This window comes from Streptomyces sp. NBC_00028, assembly GCF_045041065.1.
Lineage (GTDB): Bacteria > Actinomycetota > Actinomycetes > Streptomycetales > Streptomycetaceae > Streptomyces.
Genome location: NZ_CP108293.1, coordinates 1,716,021 through 1,731,857 on the forward strand (window position 1 = coordinate 1,716,021; position 15,837 = coordinate 1,731,857).

At 69.8% G+C, this 15,837-nt stretch carries 12 protein-coding genes; 5 read left to right on the forward strand and 7 right to left on the reverse strand.

Annotated elements, in window-relative coordinates:
* Positions 1-45: 45 nt before the first annotated feature.
* Positions 46-726: a 4'-phosphopantetheinyl transferase gene (locus OG885_RS07560; RefSeq protein ID WP_405727958.1), complete on the reverse strand. Its 681-nt coding sequence runs from the start codon at positions 724-726 to the stop codon at positions 46-48.
* Positions 723-1,583: a metallophosphoesterase family protein gene (locus OG885_RS07565; protein WP_405742633.1), complete on the reverse strand. Its 861-nt coding sequence runs from the start codon at positions 1,581-1,583 to the stop codon at positions 723-725. Before OG885_RS07565 ends, OG885_RS07560 begins: the two co-directional genes overlap by 4 nt.
* Positions 1,584-1,829: 246 nt before the next feature.
* Here OG885_RS07565 and OG885_RS07570 point away from each other — a divergent pair, with 246 nt between their 5' ends.
* Both OG885_RS07570 and OG885_RS07575 read left to right on the forward strand, forming a co-directional pair.
* A complete protein-coding gene (locus OG885_RS07570; RefSeq protein ID WP_405727961.1) occupies positions 1,830-2,960 on the forward strand; it encodes an ATP-grasp domain-containing protein in 1,131 nt (376 codons plus the stop codon).
* Positions 2,961-3,143: 183 nt separating this feature from the next.
* A complete protein-coding gene (locus OG885_RS07575) occupies positions 3,144-4,835 on the forward strand; it encodes a carbohydrate binding domain-containing protein (protein WP_405727964.1) in 1,692 nt (563 codons plus the stop codon).
* A 3-nt stretch (positions 4,836-4,838) separates the two neighbouring features.
* Here OG885_RS07575 and OG885_RS07580 read toward each other — a convergent pair whose 3' ends face one another.
* The 5 genes from OG885_RS07580 to OG885_RS07600 all read right to left on the reverse strand — a co-directional run bounded on the left by OG885_RS07580 (position 4,839) and on the right by OG885_RS07600 (position 12,378).
* Positions 4,839-5,717 (reverse strand): sulfotransferase family protein, encoded by an 879-nt coding sequence (locus tag OG885_RS07580; RefSeq protein WP_405727967.1) that lies wholly within the window; start codon positions 5,715-5,717, stop codon positions 4,839-4,841.
* A gap of 205 nt (positions 5,718-5,922) precedes the next feature.
* Complete coding sequence (locus OG885_RS07585; RefSeq protein ID WP_405727970.1) at positions 5,923-7,173, reverse strand: alpha-L-fucosidase; 1,251 nt, start codon at positions 7,171-7,173, stop codon at positions 5,923-5,925.
* Positions 7,174-7,176: 3 nt separating this feature from the next.
* Positions 7,177-10,218 (reverse strand): alpha-mannosidase, encoded by a 3,042-nt coding sequence (locus OG885_RS07590; protein ID WP_405727973.1) that lies wholly within the window; start codon positions 10,216-10,218, stop codon positions 7,177-7,179.
* 61 nt (positions 10,219-10,279) lie between these two features.
* Entirely contained in the window at positions 10,280-11,617 is a 1,338-nt protein-coding gene (locus OG885_RS07595; protein ID WP_405727976.1) for a 6-phospho-beta-glucosidase, read from the reverse strand.
* Entirely contained in the window at positions 11,614-12,378 is a 765-nt protein-coding gene (locus tag OG885_RS07600) for a DeoR/GlpR family DNA-binding transcription regulator (protein WP_405742635.1), read from the reverse strand. Before OG885_RS07600 ends, OG885_RS07595 begins: the two co-directional genes overlap by 4 nt.
* A 128-nt stretch (positions 12,379-12,506) precedes the next feature.
* Between OG885_RS07600 and OG885_RS07605 the strand changes: the two genes are divergently transcribed.
* The 3 genes from OG885_RS07605 to OG885_RS07615 all read left to right on the forward strand — a co-directional run bounded on the left by OG885_RS07605 (position 12,507) and on the right by OG885_RS07615 (position 15,828).
* Complete coding sequence (locus OG885_RS07605) at positions 12,507-13,526, forward strand: carbohydrate kinase family protein (protein WP_405727979.1); 1,020 nt, start codon at positions 12,507-12,509, stop codon at positions 13,524-13,526.
* A 65-nt stretch (positions 13,527-13,591) separates the two neighbouring features.
* A complete protein-coding gene (locus tag OG885_RS07610) occupies positions 13,592-14,878 on the forward strand; it encodes an extracellular solute-binding protein (protein ID WP_405727982.1) in 1,287 nt (428 codons plus the stop codon).
* Positions 14,878-15,828 (forward strand): carbohydrate ABC transporter permease, encoded by a 951-nt coding sequence (locus tag OG885_RS07615; protein ID WP_405727985.1) that lies wholly within the window; start codon positions 14,878-14,880, stop codon positions 15,826-15,828. The genes OG885_RS07610 and OG885_RS07615 overlap by 1 nt, the downstream gene beginning before the upstream one ends.
* The last annotated feature ends 9 nt before the right edge of the window (positions 15,829-15,837 follow it).

Below are 15,837 nucleotides of genomic sequence, written 5' to 3' on the forward strand. Positions count from 1 at the left end.
ACCGCCCGACCCGCCCGACCGACACCGGCCGTGCCGCACGCGCACTCAGGTGTGCGGCACGACCACCGACGTGGCCACCAGCCCGTCCCGGACCGTCCAGCGCCCTTCGAGGACATCACGCCGCCGGCCGCCCACGACCGGCCCCGGCACGAGCAGTTCGACGCGCAACCGGCCGCGCGAGGCCGCGCCGGGGTCGACGAGGATCTCGATGTCGGCCTCGGCGAAGTCGAGCCAGGAGCCGGTGAGGGGGAACCACGCCTTGTACACGGACTCCTTGGCGCTGAACAGCAGCCGGTCCCAGTGGATGCCGGGGTGCGTCCCGGCGAGCAGGCGCAGTCTGTCCCGTTCCCCGGGCAGCGACACACTGGCGAGGACACCGTCCGGGAGCGGCCCGTGCGGTTCGGCGTCGATGCCGAGGGAGGCGAGGTCGGTGGAGCGGACGAGGGCGGCGGCGCAGTAGCCGTCGCAGTGGGTCATGCTGCCGGTGAGTCCTGCGGGCCACTGCGGAGCACCGCGCTCGCCGGGGAGCACCGGCTGCGGGGGCACACCGAGCTTCTCCATCGCCCGTCGGGCGCACGCCCGTACGAGGGTGAACTCGCGGCGGCGCTTGGCGACGGACCGCGCGACGAGCGCGGCCTCCTCGGGATACAGCCTGATGTTCTCGGGCTCGCCCGGGCCGTAGGTCTCCACGGCCACCACCGGGTCCGGCAGCAGGTCCTCGATCACCGCGCGCCGACCTCCTCGGGCGCGATCAGGCGCAGCCGCCCCGGCGGCTCCGCCCGCTTGCGCCACTCGCGCGGGTAGCCCACCGACACCTCCTCGAAGCGCACCCCTTCGTGCCAGGTGGTCCGGGGGATGTGCAGATGGCCGTAGACCATGGTCCGGACGCGGAAGCGGCGGTGCCAGTCGGCGGTCAGCGTGGTGCCGCACCACATGGCGAACTCGGGGTGCCACAGGACGTCCGTGGGGTGCCGGTCCAGCGGGTAGTGGTTGACCAGGACGGTGGGCAGGTCGTCCGGCAGTGCTTCGAGCCGGCGCTCGGTCTCGGCCACCCGCGCGCGGCACCAGGCCTCGCGGGTCGGATAGGGGTCGGGGTGCAGCAGGAACTCGTCGTTGCAGACGATGCCCGTGCCGTGCGCGTACTCCAGTCCCTGGTCCTTGGTCGTGCAGCCGGAGGGCAGGAAGGAGTAGTCGTAGAGGAGGAACAGCGGGGCGACGGCGACCGGGCCGCCGGGCCCCTCCCAGAGGGGGTAGGGGTCCTCGGGAGTGATGACGCCGATCTCGCGGCAGACCTCGACGAGGTGCTCGTAGCGGGCGACTCCGCGCAGGGTGACGGGGTCGCTGGGGTGGGTCCACAGTTCGTGGTTGCCGGGGGCCCAGATCACCTTGCGGAAGCGGCTCGCGAGGGTTTCCAGCGCCCAGCGGACCGCGCTGACGGTCTCCGCGACATCACCGGCGACCAGCAGCCAGTCGTCGTCCGAACCGGGGCGCATCCGCTCCACCAGGGCACGGTTCTCGGGGTAGCCGATGTGCAGATCACTGATGGCCAGCAGTTGTCCGGCGCCACCGGCCGTCGACGTCACCTTCGCCCCCTCCGCGCACCCGGACACGTCCACGACAGCATATTCAGGCGGAGCCGCGGAGAGTAGTTCAAGATCGAAAAATCCGTAACACGCACGTTGCACGCGAGGCCTCCGGCAGGCCGTATGATCGCCCCAACACCACCGCTGTGAACTTCCCTTCTTACAGGGCGGTTTGGTGTCCCCTCTACCACCCTGGCCGGGCACGGCCTGCTTCGCCGTGCCCGAAAACCCCGAAAGGCGGCCTGCATGATCTCTCGCGTACGCGTCTGGCTCAACCGCACGTACGCGGAGAACGTGTTCTTCATGGATCAGCTGCGGAAAAATCCCAGCGATCGCGCCGTCGAGATCCATGCCACGCACGGCGACGCGGACTCCCCCGTACTGGCCGCCGCCGACACGGCGGATCTGGAGCCGGAGGGCCTGTCCCCGGCCGGGTACGTGGAGTACGCGCTCGACCAGTGCCAGCGCCGCGGCATCGATGTCTTCGTGCCCCGGCTGCACCAGTCGGCGATCGTGGCGCACCGGGCGGACTTCGCGGCGGTCGGTACGGCGCTCCTTGCGCCGCCGCCGGAGGCCGTGGCCGTCTTCGAGGACAAGGTCATCGCCTACGAGGCCGTGCAGGCGGTCGGGGTGCCGGTGCCGCCCTGGTTCCGGGTGCGGTCGGCGGACGAACTCGTCGCGGCGGTCGAGGAGTTGGAGGCGGACGGTCACAAGGCGTGCTTCAAGCCGGCGTCCGGCGCGGGCGGGGTGGGCTTCCGCGTGATCACACGCGCCCCCTTCTCGCTCTCCCACCTCAACGGCTTCCCGAGCCCGTACGTCCCGCTGGACGTGGTCGTCGAGGCGCTGACGCAGGCCGAGGAGTCGGTGGACTGGCTGGTGATGCCACGTCTTGAGCAGCCGGAGGTGTCGGTGGACTGCCTCACGGGTCCCGACAACCGGCTGCGCCTGGCGGTGGGGCGGACGAAGAACGGGCGTCGGCGCGGGTTCACGCTGCACGAGCAGTGGCTGGAGCCGGCGCGGTTGATCGCCGAGGGGTTCGGGCTGCACTACCTGTCCAACATCCAGTTCCGGATGTTCGGCGACCGGCCCGTTCTGATGGATGTCAACACGCGTCCTGCTGGAGGGTTGCACCAGCTGTCGCTGTGCGGGGTGAACGCGCCGTGGGCTGCCGTGCAGTTGGCGCTGGGCGAGGACCCGGGGGTGATGGCTCCGCCGTTCCTGGGGCAGGACTACACGGTGGTGTCGGGGCCTCGGCCGTTGCGGGCGGTTTCGCTGCCGCAGCAGCGGGAGGTTTCGGAGCCGTTGCCCGCGATGCCGGCGCCGGCGATGGCTGAGCCGGTCGTGAGCGAGGCTGCGGCTTCTGCACTGCCGCTCTAGGTTCGTTGCCGGGTGCGGGTAGTTCGTGGCTTGTCGCGCAGTTCCCCGCGCCCCTAAGAAGGACCTCAGCCTCACCGGTATGGACCAATTCCGTCAATCTCCTTGACAGGCACATTGGTCCATACCAACTTTGTTGCGCACCCCCTGTACTCCCGAACACCCCCATTTCTTCAGGGAGATCGCGTGCGCAACCCACTCAGCAACACGACACGGCGTCCCAGACGTCGGCTTCTCGCGCTGTTCGCCACCGCCGGGCTCGCGCTCGGTGGAGCCGTTGCTCTGCCCGGTACCGCCCAGGCAGCGAACATTCTGACCAATCCCGGCTTCGAGTCGGGTGGCGTCTCCCCCTGGTCCTGTACCGGGAACCTCGGCTCGGTCGTCTCCTCCCCCGTGCACGGCGGCTCCAAGGCCCTCGCGGGGGCGGTGAGTTCGAGTGACAACGCCAAGTGCAGCCAGACCGTCGCCGTGAAGCCGAACACGGCGTACACGCTCAGCGGCTGGGTGCGCGGCAGCTACGTCTATCTCGGTGTGGACGGCGGCGCCTCCACCTGGACGACCTCCCCGTCGGCGTACGCCCAGCTCAGCGTCAACTTCACCACCGGTGCCTCGCAGACCAGCGCCACCATCTACACCCACGGCTGGTACGCGCAGGGCACCTACTACGCCGACGACATCAGCCTCGACGGGCCCGGTGGCAGTTCGGACACCCAGGCCCCGACGGCACCCGCGAGCCTGCGCTCCACCGGGAAGACCTCGTCGTCCGTGTCGCTCGCGTGGAACGCCTCGACCGACAACGTCGGCGTCACCGCGTACGACATCTACAGCGGCTCCAACCAGGTGCTGAGTGTCTCCGGTACGACGGCCACCGTCAGCGGGCTCTCGGCCAGTACCGCCTACACCTTCACCGTGAAGGCCCGGGACGCGGCCGGGAACTCCTCGGCGGCCTCCAACTCGGTGAGCGTCACGACCGACGCGGGCGGCGGGGGCGGCACCGGCTTCAAGCAGGCCGCGCCCTATCTGTACGAGGGCTGGGGCGACCCGCCGAGCGTGTCGACCGTGATGAGCTCGACCGGCATCAAGTGGTTCACGATGGCGTTCATGCTCGACGGCGGCGGCTGCAACCCCATGTGGGACAGCGCCCGGCCGCTGACCGGCGGCGTCGACCAGACCGTCATCAACCAGATCCGCTCGGCGGGCGGGGACATCGTGCCCTCGTTCGGCGGCTGGCAGGGCAGCAAGCTCGGCGCCAACTGCTCCTCCGCCAGTGCGCTCGCCGCAGCCCTCCAGAAGGTGATCGACGCCTACTCGCTCAAGGCGATCGACATGGACATCGAGAACACGGACGAGTTCGAGAACGAGGCCGTGCAGGCGCGGATCCTCACCGCGCTGAAGACGGTCAAGGCCAACAACCCCGGTCTGAAGACCATCGTCACCTTCGGCACCTCGACCACCGGACCCACCTACTACGGCAACCGGCTGATCGAGCAGGCCAAGTCCATCGGCGCCGACATCGACGTCTTCACCATCATGCCGTTCGACTTCGGCGGCGGCTCCGACATGTACGGCAACACCGTGAACGCGACGGAGGGGCTGAAGGCCAAGCTGAAGTCCACCTTCGGGTGGGACGACGCGACGGCCTACGCCCACATCGGCATCTCCGGCATGAACGGGCTCAGCGACCAGCAGGAACTGACGAGCCCCGCCATCTGGACCCAGATCCGCGACTGGGCGAACTCGCATCACATCGCCCGGCTCGCGTTCTGGTCGGTCAACCGTGACCGGCCGTGCGCGGGTGGCGGCGTGGTCAGCAACTGCTCCGGCATCAGCCAGAACAACTGGCAGTTCACCTCGATCACGGCCGGTTTCACCGGCTGACGCTCAACCGGAACGGTACCCCCACGCCCGCGCCAACTCGGCCAGGCGTGGGGGCAGTTCGGTCTCCGGGTCCGCCGGGCGCGCGGGCTGGACGCGGCCCGACTTGATAGTGCTGCTCCAGTCGCCGAGCTGGGGGCGGAAGGCACCGTGGTCCTGGTCGCCGTAGTCCAGCATGGTGTACTCCCACGGCACACCGAGGTAGTCGCACAGACCGCGGGTGGTCCGCTCCGGCTCGGCCGTCAGTTCCTCGTACGTGATCACGTGCACGTCGAGGTTCACCCGCGCCTCCTCCAACTTCTCGGCGTACTCCAGGACTTCCGCCCGGATGGCCTCATGGTCGGGATGGGTTCGGCGGTTGGTCAGCGAGGTGATTACGGCGCCCGGATGGCGCAGCAGGACGATGAACTTCGCCTGCGGCCAACATCGGTGCAGCCGGGGCCAGATGAGGGCGTTCGCCGGGGTCTTGTCGACGATGACGTCCTTGCCGCTGCGGGCGAGTTCGAGGTGCAGGACCCGGTCCCAGAGCACGTGTTCCAGTTCCCGCCGGTCCAGTTCGAGTGCCTTCATGGCCTCCGCGGTGAAGTCACGGCTCAACTCCACGTGCAGGGTGCGCAGATGCATCTCGTGCGGGGCGCGGATCCGGCTGTGGCTGTTCAGGAGCACCCGCAGGAGGGTCGAGCCCGAGCGTACGGACGACAGCACGAACACCGGCGCCTCCACGAGGCGCGGGGCGCACGGGGCGGTGTACCGGTCGGGGGTGGGCCCGGGCCGGGGTGCGGGTACGGCGTCCAGGTTCCGGCGCGGCGGGCTCACCGCCTCCTTCATCAGCCTCCCTCGACGCCTCAGTCCCTTGCCGATCGCGGACATGCGGGGGTCTCGCACGGTGCCACCTCTCTCTCACGCCACTGCGTTCCGCATCCCAGGGGCGGCGGGCGACACGAAGATGTCGGGCAGGGAAACGAGAGAGGTCACGGCGGGCCGAAAACCCACCGTGACCTGGTCACTTACCGCTCTCTTAATTCTTGATGGGAAACCCCCGAAGCCCTCCCTCAGAACCGGCTGGTCCTCAGACAGAACCGTCCAGTCCTCAGAACCGACCAGCGCCCCGGTACAGCTCAAGCTCCCCGTCCAGCTCCACCGCGAGCACCGTCGCGTGCGGGTCGAGGTCGGTCAGCGCGGGCGGGTCGATCCACAGCACCCCCACCGCGTCGTGCAGCCCGCCGACGACCCGATGGCCGAGCTCGGCCCCGGTCCCGAGGACGGTCACCTTGCGGACCCCCGTGACGAGACCACGGACGCCGATCTCGGCGCGCGGGATGTCGAAGAGGGTCAGATACAGCGTGCGCCGGTCGGCGGAGAGGGTGCTCGGCCCGTAGTGGTGCCCGGCCGGCAGCCCGCGCACCGTGCCGTACACGGCCTCGGCGTGCCGGCCGATCCACTCCCCCAGCCCTTCCAGGCGCTCCACCTGAGCCTGCGGGATGGTGCCGTCCTCCATGGGGCCGACGTCGAGCAGCAGGTTGCCGCCGCCCCCGATGGTCTCGGTGAAGTAGCGGATGAGCTGGGTGAGCGACTTGTGGTTGTGGTCGGCGTGCTGGTAACCCCACGAGTCGTTGATGGTGAGGCACAACTCCCAGGGTCCCGACGGGGGTTCGAGGGGGGCGCCCTGTTCCGGGGTGGCGTAGTCGCCCTCGCTGAGCATGCGCGCGTTGAACACGACGTCCGGCACGTACGACCGTATGAGCGCGGCCAGTTCCGGGATACGCCACTGTTCCTCGCTGCGGTCCCACTCGCCGTCGAACCACATCAGATCCGGGCGGTAGCGGGAGGCCAGTTCGCGGATCTGGCCGTCGCGGTAGGCGAGGAACCTCTCCCAGGCCGCCAGGTCCTCGTCCTCGGCCGCGCACTCGGAGTACCGGTTGTCCTCCTGCTCCGGCGGTCGGCCGGGCTTGCGGGTGCTGGCGTAGTCGGGATGGTTCCAGTCGGAGTGGGAGTAGTAGAAGCCGACCTTGAGGTCCTTCTCCCGCAGGGCCTCGGCGTAGGGGCCGAGGTAGTCCCTGCCGAGGTTCAGGTCGCCGAACTCCGTGTCCCACAGGGCCACTCCGTCGTGGTGACGGGTCGTCAGCACCGCGTACCTCGCGCCCGCGCGGGCGAACAGGTCGGCCCACTCACGCGGGTCGTACTTGGCGCCGGTGAAGCGGTCCAGCTGGGACATGTACCGGTCGTGCGGCACGATGTCGTCGTAGAACGACCAGGACTCCTGGACGCCGTCGACGGCGTAGATCCCCCAGTGGACGAAGATCCCCAACTTGGCGTCGGTGAACCACGGTTGCATCGCCACGGGTCATCCCCTCCGGAGTCGGAGCGTCAGGATCTGGAAGGGCCGCAGCGCGACGGAGACGGTGCCGTCCGCGACGTTCGCGGCCTCCAGGGGGCGCTCCAGCAGGTCGGTGACGTCGGCCCCCGTGAGCGGGAAGCCGGTCCGCAGCAGCCCCTGCGCACGGCCGCCCCGCGACTCGTACAGGCGCACCACGACGTCACCGGACCCGTCGTCGGCGAGCTTGACCGCCTCCACGGTGATGCCGTCGCCGTCGACCGAGACGACCGGCTCGGGCGCGCCCGCCGCGTCGGCCACACGGAGCGGCAGGTTGAGGGCGTAGCCCTCGGCGACCGCGTCCTCGATGCTCGCGCCGGGGAGCAGCGCGTAGGTGAAGCGGTGCTTGCCCTGGTCGGCCTCCGGGTCCGGGATGCGCGGGGCACGCACCAGGCTGAGGCTGACCTTGGTCGTCGTACCGCCGTCCTCGCGGACCGTGCGGGTGACGTCGTGGCCGTAGGTGGAGTCGTTGATGACGGCGACGCCGTAGCCGGGCTCACCCACGTGCACCCAGCGGTGGCCGGAGACCTCGAAGCGGGCCGCCTCCCAGCTGGTGTTGGTGTGGGTGGGGCGCTGGATGTGGCCGAACTGGATCTCGGCGGAGGAGTGCGCGGCGCGGACGTCCACCGGGAAGCCTGCCTTGAGGATCTTCTCGGCCTCGTGCCAGTCGATCTCGGTCTCGAAGTCGATGCGGGGGCTGCCGGCCCGCAGGGTGATGGTCTGGACGAGCTTCGAGCCCTTGCCGAAGTCGCGTGTGACCCGGACCGCGGCGAGCAGCGGGTCGTCCGAGACGACCTCGACCGACGAGGCCTCCAGCAGGTCCGTGTACCGGTTGCGGTAGTGCTTGTCGATGTCCCAGGCGTCCCAGTAGTTCGGGAGGTCGGTGTGCAGCCGCAGCAGGTTGCCCTGGTCCGCGAGGACTTCGCGCCGAGCGCGCAGGTCGTACACCGAGGCGAGCGTGCCGTCCTCGGCCACCTCCACCCGCACCAGGCCGTTGTCGAGGACGCGGCCCTCGACGGTCACGGGGTGCGAAGGCTCGGCGCCCACTGCCGGAGCGCTGCCGTTCGCGGGCACCGACACGTACGCCAGGTCGCCGGCCTCCGTGCGGATCACCTCGTTGCGGTCGTACGGGCTGGTGTTGAAGACCCGCTGACCGCCGCCGCCCAGTGCCGCGACCGCCTCCGCCGTCAGCGCCTCCAGCTCCTCGGCGACGCGCGCGTACTCGGCCTCCGCCTCGCGGTGCACCCAGGCGATCGAGGAGCCCGGCAGGATGTCGTGGAACTGGTGGAGCAGGACCGTCTTCCACAGGCGGTCGAGCTTGTCGTAGGGGTAGGCGTAGTCCGGCGCGTGCAGCGCGGCCGTCGTCGCCCACAACTCGGCCTCGCGCAGCTTGTGTTCGCTGCGGCGGTTGCCCTGCTTGGTGCGGGCCTGGGAGGTGTAGGTGGCGCGGTGGAGTTCGAGGTAGAGCTCGCCGTGCCAGACGGGGGCGTCCTCGTACTCGGCGCGGGCCTTGGCGAAGAACTCGTCGGGGTGCTCGACGACGACCTTGGGTGAGCCCTCCAGGTCGGCGAGCCTGCGGGCGCGTTCCATGATCTCGCGGGTGGGGCCGCCACCGCCGTCGCCCCAGCCGAAGGGGGCCAGCGAGCGCGTACCGGCGCCCTTCTCGGCGTAGTTGCGGACCGCGCGGTCCATCTCCTCGCCGGAGAAGCGGGCGTTGTAGGTGTCGACGGGCGGGAAGTGGGTGAAGATGCGGGTGCCGTCGATGCCCTCCCACCAGAAGGTGTGGTGGGGGAACTTGTTGGTCTGGTTCCAGGAGATCTTCTGGGTGAGGAACCAGTCGTTGCCGGCGAGCTTGGCGAGCTGCGGGTAGGCGGCGTTGTAGCCGAAGGAGTCCGGCAGCCAGACCCCCTTGGTCTCGACGCCGAAGTGCTCGATGAAGAACCGCTTGCCGTGGATGAGCTGGCGGGCGATGGCCTCGCCGCCGGGCAGGTTGCCGTCGGACTCGACCCACATGCCGCCGACCGGCGCCCACTGGCCCTTCTTCACGGACTCCTGGATGCGGGCCCAGACGTGCGGGTAGTTGTCGCGGACCCACTCGTACTGCTGGGCCTGGGAGCAGGCGAAGATGAAGTCGTCGTACTCGTCGGCCAGCGCCGTCACGTTGGAGAAGGTGCGGGACGTCTTGCGCTTGGTCTCGCGGATGGGCCACAGCCAGGCGGAGTCGATGTGGGCGTGGCCGACGCCGGAGACGACGTGGGCGCTGGCGTGGGCGGGCTTGGCGAGGACGGGGGCGAGGATCTCGCGCACGGCCGGCGCGCTGGCGGAGACGTCGTCCAGGTCGAGGGCGTCCATGGCCCGGTCCAGGGCGTGCATGATCTCGTGGCGGCGGGGCTCGTGGTCGCCGAGGTGGGTCATGACGCCGAGCAGCACCTGGATGTCCAGGTCGAGGTGGAAGACCTCCTCGTCGAGGACGGCGATGTCGGCGCGCTGGAAGGTGTAGAGCGGCTTGTCGCCCGCCGTCAGCACATCTCCGAGCAGGGTGGGCTCGGAGAAGTTGTTCGCCAGGATGTCGGGGTTGGAGGCGGCTTCGACCAGGTAGTCGATCTGCTCGCCGCCGGTGGCGGGGTTGGCGATCGGGACGTACTGGTTGAGCGGGTTGACCGCCTTCAGGGGCCGGCCGTCGGCCAGGTGGACCAGGGCCTCGGCCTGGTTGCCCGGCCAGTCGCCGACGAAGCCGAGGTCGATGACCGCCTCCACGCGCCGCCCGGCGAACGCGGCGGGCACCTCACCGCGCATCCGGAACCAGGTGGTGCCCCACGGCGGGCCCCACGGGGTGTTCATGGCGAACGGCTCGTAGCGGGCCGCGGCGGCCTCCTCGAAGGAGACCGGCTCCCCGGGCGCCTGCCACGCCTCGACCTCGAAGGGGACGGTGGCCGCGTAGATCGCGGGCTTGATGCGCTGGGTGTGGAGGCGCTCTACGCGCTCCTCGATCCGTCGGCGTTCGTCGTGCATGGAGAGCTCCAGGGAGGAGGAAGATCAGGGAAGACGGGGGAAAGCGCTTACCAGCAGGTGGTCACCTAAGGTACGCCAGTCCCGGATGGACCTCGCGGTACCCCTCGACCAGCCGCCGGGCGACGTTGACGGAGTCGACGAGCGGGTGCAGCGCGAAGGCCTTCACCGCGGTCGCACGGGAGCCGGACTCGGCCGCGGCGAGCACCTCGCGCTCGACCCCCTTGACCGCGCAGACCAGGCCGGTGGCGTGGTCCGGCAGCGGGGCGACGGTGACGGGGTGGGCGCCGTTGGCGTCCACGAGGCACGGGACCTCGATCACGGCATCGTTGTCGAGCACCGAGAGAGTGCTCTGGTTCCGGACGTTCAGGATCAGGGTGGTGCGCTCGTCGCGGGCGATGGCCCGCATCAGCGCCAGGGCGACCTTCTCGTAGCCGCCGGAGAGGTCGTCGACGTCGCGCTCGCCGGCGCCGGCGGTCTCCCGGTTCTCGGACATGTAGGTGGCCTCGCGCTCGGCGCGGGTGCGGTCCCAGACGTCCAGCGCCTTCGCACCGGGGGCGCCGACCTCGTCGTAGAAGCGGGCCTGCTGGTCGTGGAGGAAGGCGCCGCGGGTCTTCTCGGCCTGCTGGTAGGCGCGGACGGCCTCACGGTTGAAGTAGTAGTAGTGCAGGTATTCGTTCGGGATCGCGCCGAGCGACTGGAGCCAGTCGACGCCGAAGAGCTTGCCCTCCTCGAAGGAGCCGAGGAGCTCCGAGTCCGCGAGCAGGCGCGGGAGCTCGTCGCGGCCCGCGACGCGCAGGCCGCGGACCCAGCCGAGGTGGTTGAGGCCGACGTAGTCGATCCAGGCCTCGCGCGGGTTGGCGCCGAGCACGCGGGCGATACGGCGGCCGAGGCCGACCGGCGAGTCGCAGATGCCGATGACACGGTCGCCGAGGTGGCGGGACATGGCCTCCGTGACCAGACCGGCCGGGTTGGTGAAGTTGATGACCCAGGCGTCGGGGGCGAGGCGGGCGACGCGTTGGGCGATGTCCACGGCGACGGGAACGGTGCGCAGGCCGTAGGCGATACCGCCCGCGCCGACCGTCTCCTGGCCGAGGACGCCCTCCGCCAGGGCCACCCGCTCGTCGTCGGCGCGGCCCTCCAGACCGCCCACCCGGATCGCCGAGAAGATGAAGTCGGCGCCGCGCAGGGCCTCGTCGAGGTCGGTCGTGGCGGTCACCACGGGAGCGTCCTCGACCGCGGCGGCCTGCTCGGCGAGCACCCGGCTCACCGCGGTGAGCCGGCCGGCGTCCAGGTCGTGCAGGACGACCTCGGTCACCCGCCCCTCACCACGGTCGCCCAGCAGCGCCCCGTACACGAGCGGCACGCGGAATCCGCCGCCGCCCAGAATCGTCAGCTTCACGCTTGAGCCTTTCCTGCCAGTGCCACCGCGACGCCCGCCTCCTCCAGGGAGGCCCGCGTCGCCGGGTCCACCGGCGCGTTCGTCACCACCACGTCCAGGTCCTCGGGACCGCAGACCTTCGCCATCCCCGTACCCGGGAACTTCGCCGCGTCGGCGAGCAGCACCACCTTGTCGCTCGCCTTGATCATGGCGCGCTTGACCGGCACCTCGACGACCGTCGTGTCCATCACCTGCCCACCGGGGCGCACTCCACTGGTGCCGAGGAAGAGCCAGTCGGCGTGCAGCTGGCGCAGGTTGTCCTCGGTGAGGAAGCCGACCAGGGAGCGGTACTCGCGGCGGACCATGCCGCCGAGCAGGACCAGCTCGATCCCCTCGTCGTCGGCGAGCTCCTCGTAGACCACCAGGTTGCTGGTGATCACCGTGAGGCGGCGGCCGTGCAGCTGGCGGGCGAGGCGGTAGGCGGTGGTGCCGATGTCGAGGAGGACCGACTGGCCGTCCTTGACCATGGCCGCCGCGTGCGCCGCTATCGCGTCCTTCTCGGCCACCCGGACCTCGGCGACCTCCGCGAAGGGCTGGTCGCCCTCCTCGGCGCGGGCACCGCCGTGGACGCGGGTGAGCAGCCCGTCCTCCTCCAGTTTGACCAGGTCACGCCGGATGGTGGCGGGGCTCACACCGAGCTGCTCGGAGAGGTCGGTCACAGCCGCGGGGCCGCCCGAGCGCAGGGCCCGCAGGATGAGTTGATGTCGTCGTTCCGCCAGCATGCCGTGAACAGTACTCGTCATCTTCAATCATTTCCATGCTCAGTTCTGCTCGGGTATTGACCAATCGTGCGGAGCGGCGCACGATTCCGGTCATCGAAATTGACGAGTTTTGACGAGAGGTGCCGAGTGTGGATGACGACAGGCCCGACGTACTCCTGACCGGGCTGCTCTTCTACGACCTCGTCCTCACGGGGCTCGGAAAGCCGCCGACGCCGGGCGAGGAGATCTGGACCGGCGGCATGGGCTGCGGCCCCGGCGGCATCGCGAACCTCGCGGTGGCGGCCTCCCGGTTCGGTCTGCGCACCTCGCTGGCCACGGTCTTCGGCGACGACTTCTACGGCGAGTACTGCCGGGACGTGCTGTGCGACCAGGAGGACATCGACCTCTCGCTCTCCCGCACCGCGGACGGCTGGCCCACCCCCGTCACCGTCTCGCTGGCCCAGGGCCACGACCGCGCCCTGGTCACGCACGGCTCCGAGCCGCCGTTCTCGCAGGACGTGCTGATGGGCGACCCGCCCGAGGCGCGCACCGCCCTCGTGCACCTGGAGGCCGAGCCCCGCGAGTGGATCTCCAAGGCCGCCGCGAACGGCACCCACGTCTACGCCGACGTCGGCTGGGACCCCACCCAGCAGTGGTCCACCGACCTCCTGGACCAGCTGAAGCTGTGCCACGCCTTCCTCCCGAACGAGTCCGAGGCGATGGCCTACACCCGCACCGACAGCGCGCGGGCGGCCCTCGGCACGCTCTCCGAGCTGGTGCCGGTGGCCGTGGTCACGCGCGGTGGCGACGGGGCCGTGGCGGTGGACCAGACGACGGGCGAGTACGCCGACGTCCCCGCCCTCGACATCGATGTCCTGGACGCGACCGGCGCCGGTGACGTGTTCGGCGCGAGCTTCGTCGCCGCCTCGCTCGGCGGCTGGCCGCTGGAGGAACGGCTGCGGTTCGCCGTCCTCGCCGCCGGGCTCTCCGTCCAGCGGCCCGGTGGCGCGCTGGCGGCTCCCGGCTGGTACGGCGTCGACCGCTGGTGGCGCTCCCTGACCGACCCCGACCTGAAGTCGGCGTACGGCTTCCTGGCGGACCGGCTCCCGGACGATCCCGGGCCACCGGTCGCGTACGCCCCGATCACCCCGCCGGCACGGCAAACCTGATCCACCTCTCCCCCCACGCCCCTTCCCTGCGAAGTTCGAAAAAGATCCGAAAGGCGGTGGGAGCTGTGCGGCTCTCACGAAGAGGCCTGCTCCGCGCGGGCCTGGCCGGTACGGCCGCCACGGCGCTCGGCGGCCTGGCGTCCGGCTGTGCCGTTCCGACCGGCTCGACCGGCCGGAACATGGTCCTGTGGTACTGGAGCGGCGGTCTGAGCGACACCGTCGTGAAGAACGCCAAGGCCCGCTACGACAGCTCGGTGAGCCTGGACGCCATCCAGATCGGCGGCCAGTACCGCTCCAAGCTCATCACCACCATCACGGGCCGCGCCCATATCCCCGACATCGCGGGACTCAAGGGCGAGGACATGGCCGCCTACCTCCCCAACGCGGACCAGTTCATCGATCTGCGGACGCTGGGCGCGGACAAGTACAAGGACCAGTACCTGTCCTGGAAGTGGGACCAGGGCATCGCCGACGACGGCACGATGGTCGGCTTCCCGATCGACTGCGGACCGGTCGCGCACTACTACCAGTACGACGTGTTCCGGAAGGCCGGCCTGCCCTACGAGCCGGACGACGTGACGAACGAGCTGAACACCTGGGAGAAGTTCTTCGACGCGGGCGTGCAGCTGGGCAAGCGGGTCCCGCACGCCAAGCTCCTCACCGACGTCAACTCCGTCTTCGAGAACGTCGTCCAGCAGGGCGCGCAGCGGTACGTCGACAAGGACCGCCACTTCATCGGCGACCAGGACCATGTGCGCCGGGCGTGGGCGCTGGCCGTGGAGGCCAAGCAGCGCGGGATCGTCTCGGACCTGGTCAGCGGCACCCCGGACCAGCTGTCGGCCATCCAGGACGGCAAGCTGCCGAGCCAACTGAACGCCTCCTGGGCCTCGTTCGACATCAAGAACGGTGTGCCGAAGACCAAGGGCAGGTGGCGGGTGGCGCAGATGCCGGTGCGGCCCGCCAACAGCGGCGGCTCGTTCCTGTCGATCACCAAGGCGTGCCGGGAGCCCGAGCAGGCGTTCCAGATCATCAGCTGGATCCTCGACGCGAAGAACCAGGCCCAGGGTTACGTCGACGCGGGTCTCTTCCCCTCGACGCCCGCCTCCTACGACCTCGAGCAGATGCGGGAGCCGGACGAGTTCTTCGGCGGCCAGGTCACCACCGACGTCTTCGGACCGGCCGCGCAGAAGATCGTGGTCGCCTACAACAGCCCCTTCGACATCGCCCTCGGGCAGCCCCTCAAGGACGAGATCAAGAACGTCGGCGTCCTCGGCAAGAACCCGAAGGACGCCTGGAGTGACGCCATGAGCAAGTGCCGTCGCATCGCCAAGCACCTGGGGGTGAGCTACTGATGGCCGTCCTGGAGCAGACGCCGCCCGCGGTGGCGCGACCGTCAACGACCAAGCCCGTCAGCGGCTTTCGCAAGTACTGGCATCTCTACGCCGCCATCTCCCCCTTCTATCTGATCTTCCTGGCCTTCGGCCTCTTCCCGGTCGGCTTCTCCCTCTACCTGTCCTTCCACCGCTGGGACGGCCTCGGCTCGATGGAGTGGGCCGGGCTCTCGCAGTACCAGTACCTGCTGAGCGACAGCGACTTCTGGAACTCGATCGGCAACACGGTCATCATCTGGGCCCTGGCCACCTTCCCCATGATCTTCCTGGCGATGGTCACGGCCGTGATGCTCAACTCCGCGGTCCGCTTCAAGGGCCTCTACCGCGTCGCCTACTTCCTGCCGAACGTCACCTCGGTCGTCGCGATCGCGATCGTCTTCGGCTCGATCTTCTCGACCAACGCCGGCATGGTGAACGCCGTCCTGCACGCGGTCGGGATCGACCAGGTGGCCTGGCTGAACACGCCCTGGGGCATCAAGGTCACCATCGCCGCGCTGATGACCTGGCAGTGGACCGGCTACAACGCGATCATCTTCCTCGCGGGCCTCCAGACCATCCCCAGCGACCTCTACGAGGCCGCCCGCATGGACGGCGCCGGTCCGATCCAGACCTTCTTCCGGATCACGCTGCCGCTGCTGCGGCCGACCCTGCTCTTCGTCCTGGTCGTCTCGACGGTCACCGGTCTGCAGAGCTTCTCCGAACCGCAGGTGCTGCTCCAGACCTCCTCCAACGACTCCACGTTCGCGGGCGGTCCGGGCCACTCCGGTCAGACGATGGTCCTCTACTTCTTCCAACAGACCTTCGACAACAACGACTTCGGGTACGGCGCCGCCGTGGCGTGGGGCATCTTCCTCGTCGTCGTCCTCTTCTCGATCATCAACTGGCGCCTCGTGCAGCGCCGTGGCGACTAGGAAGGGCGC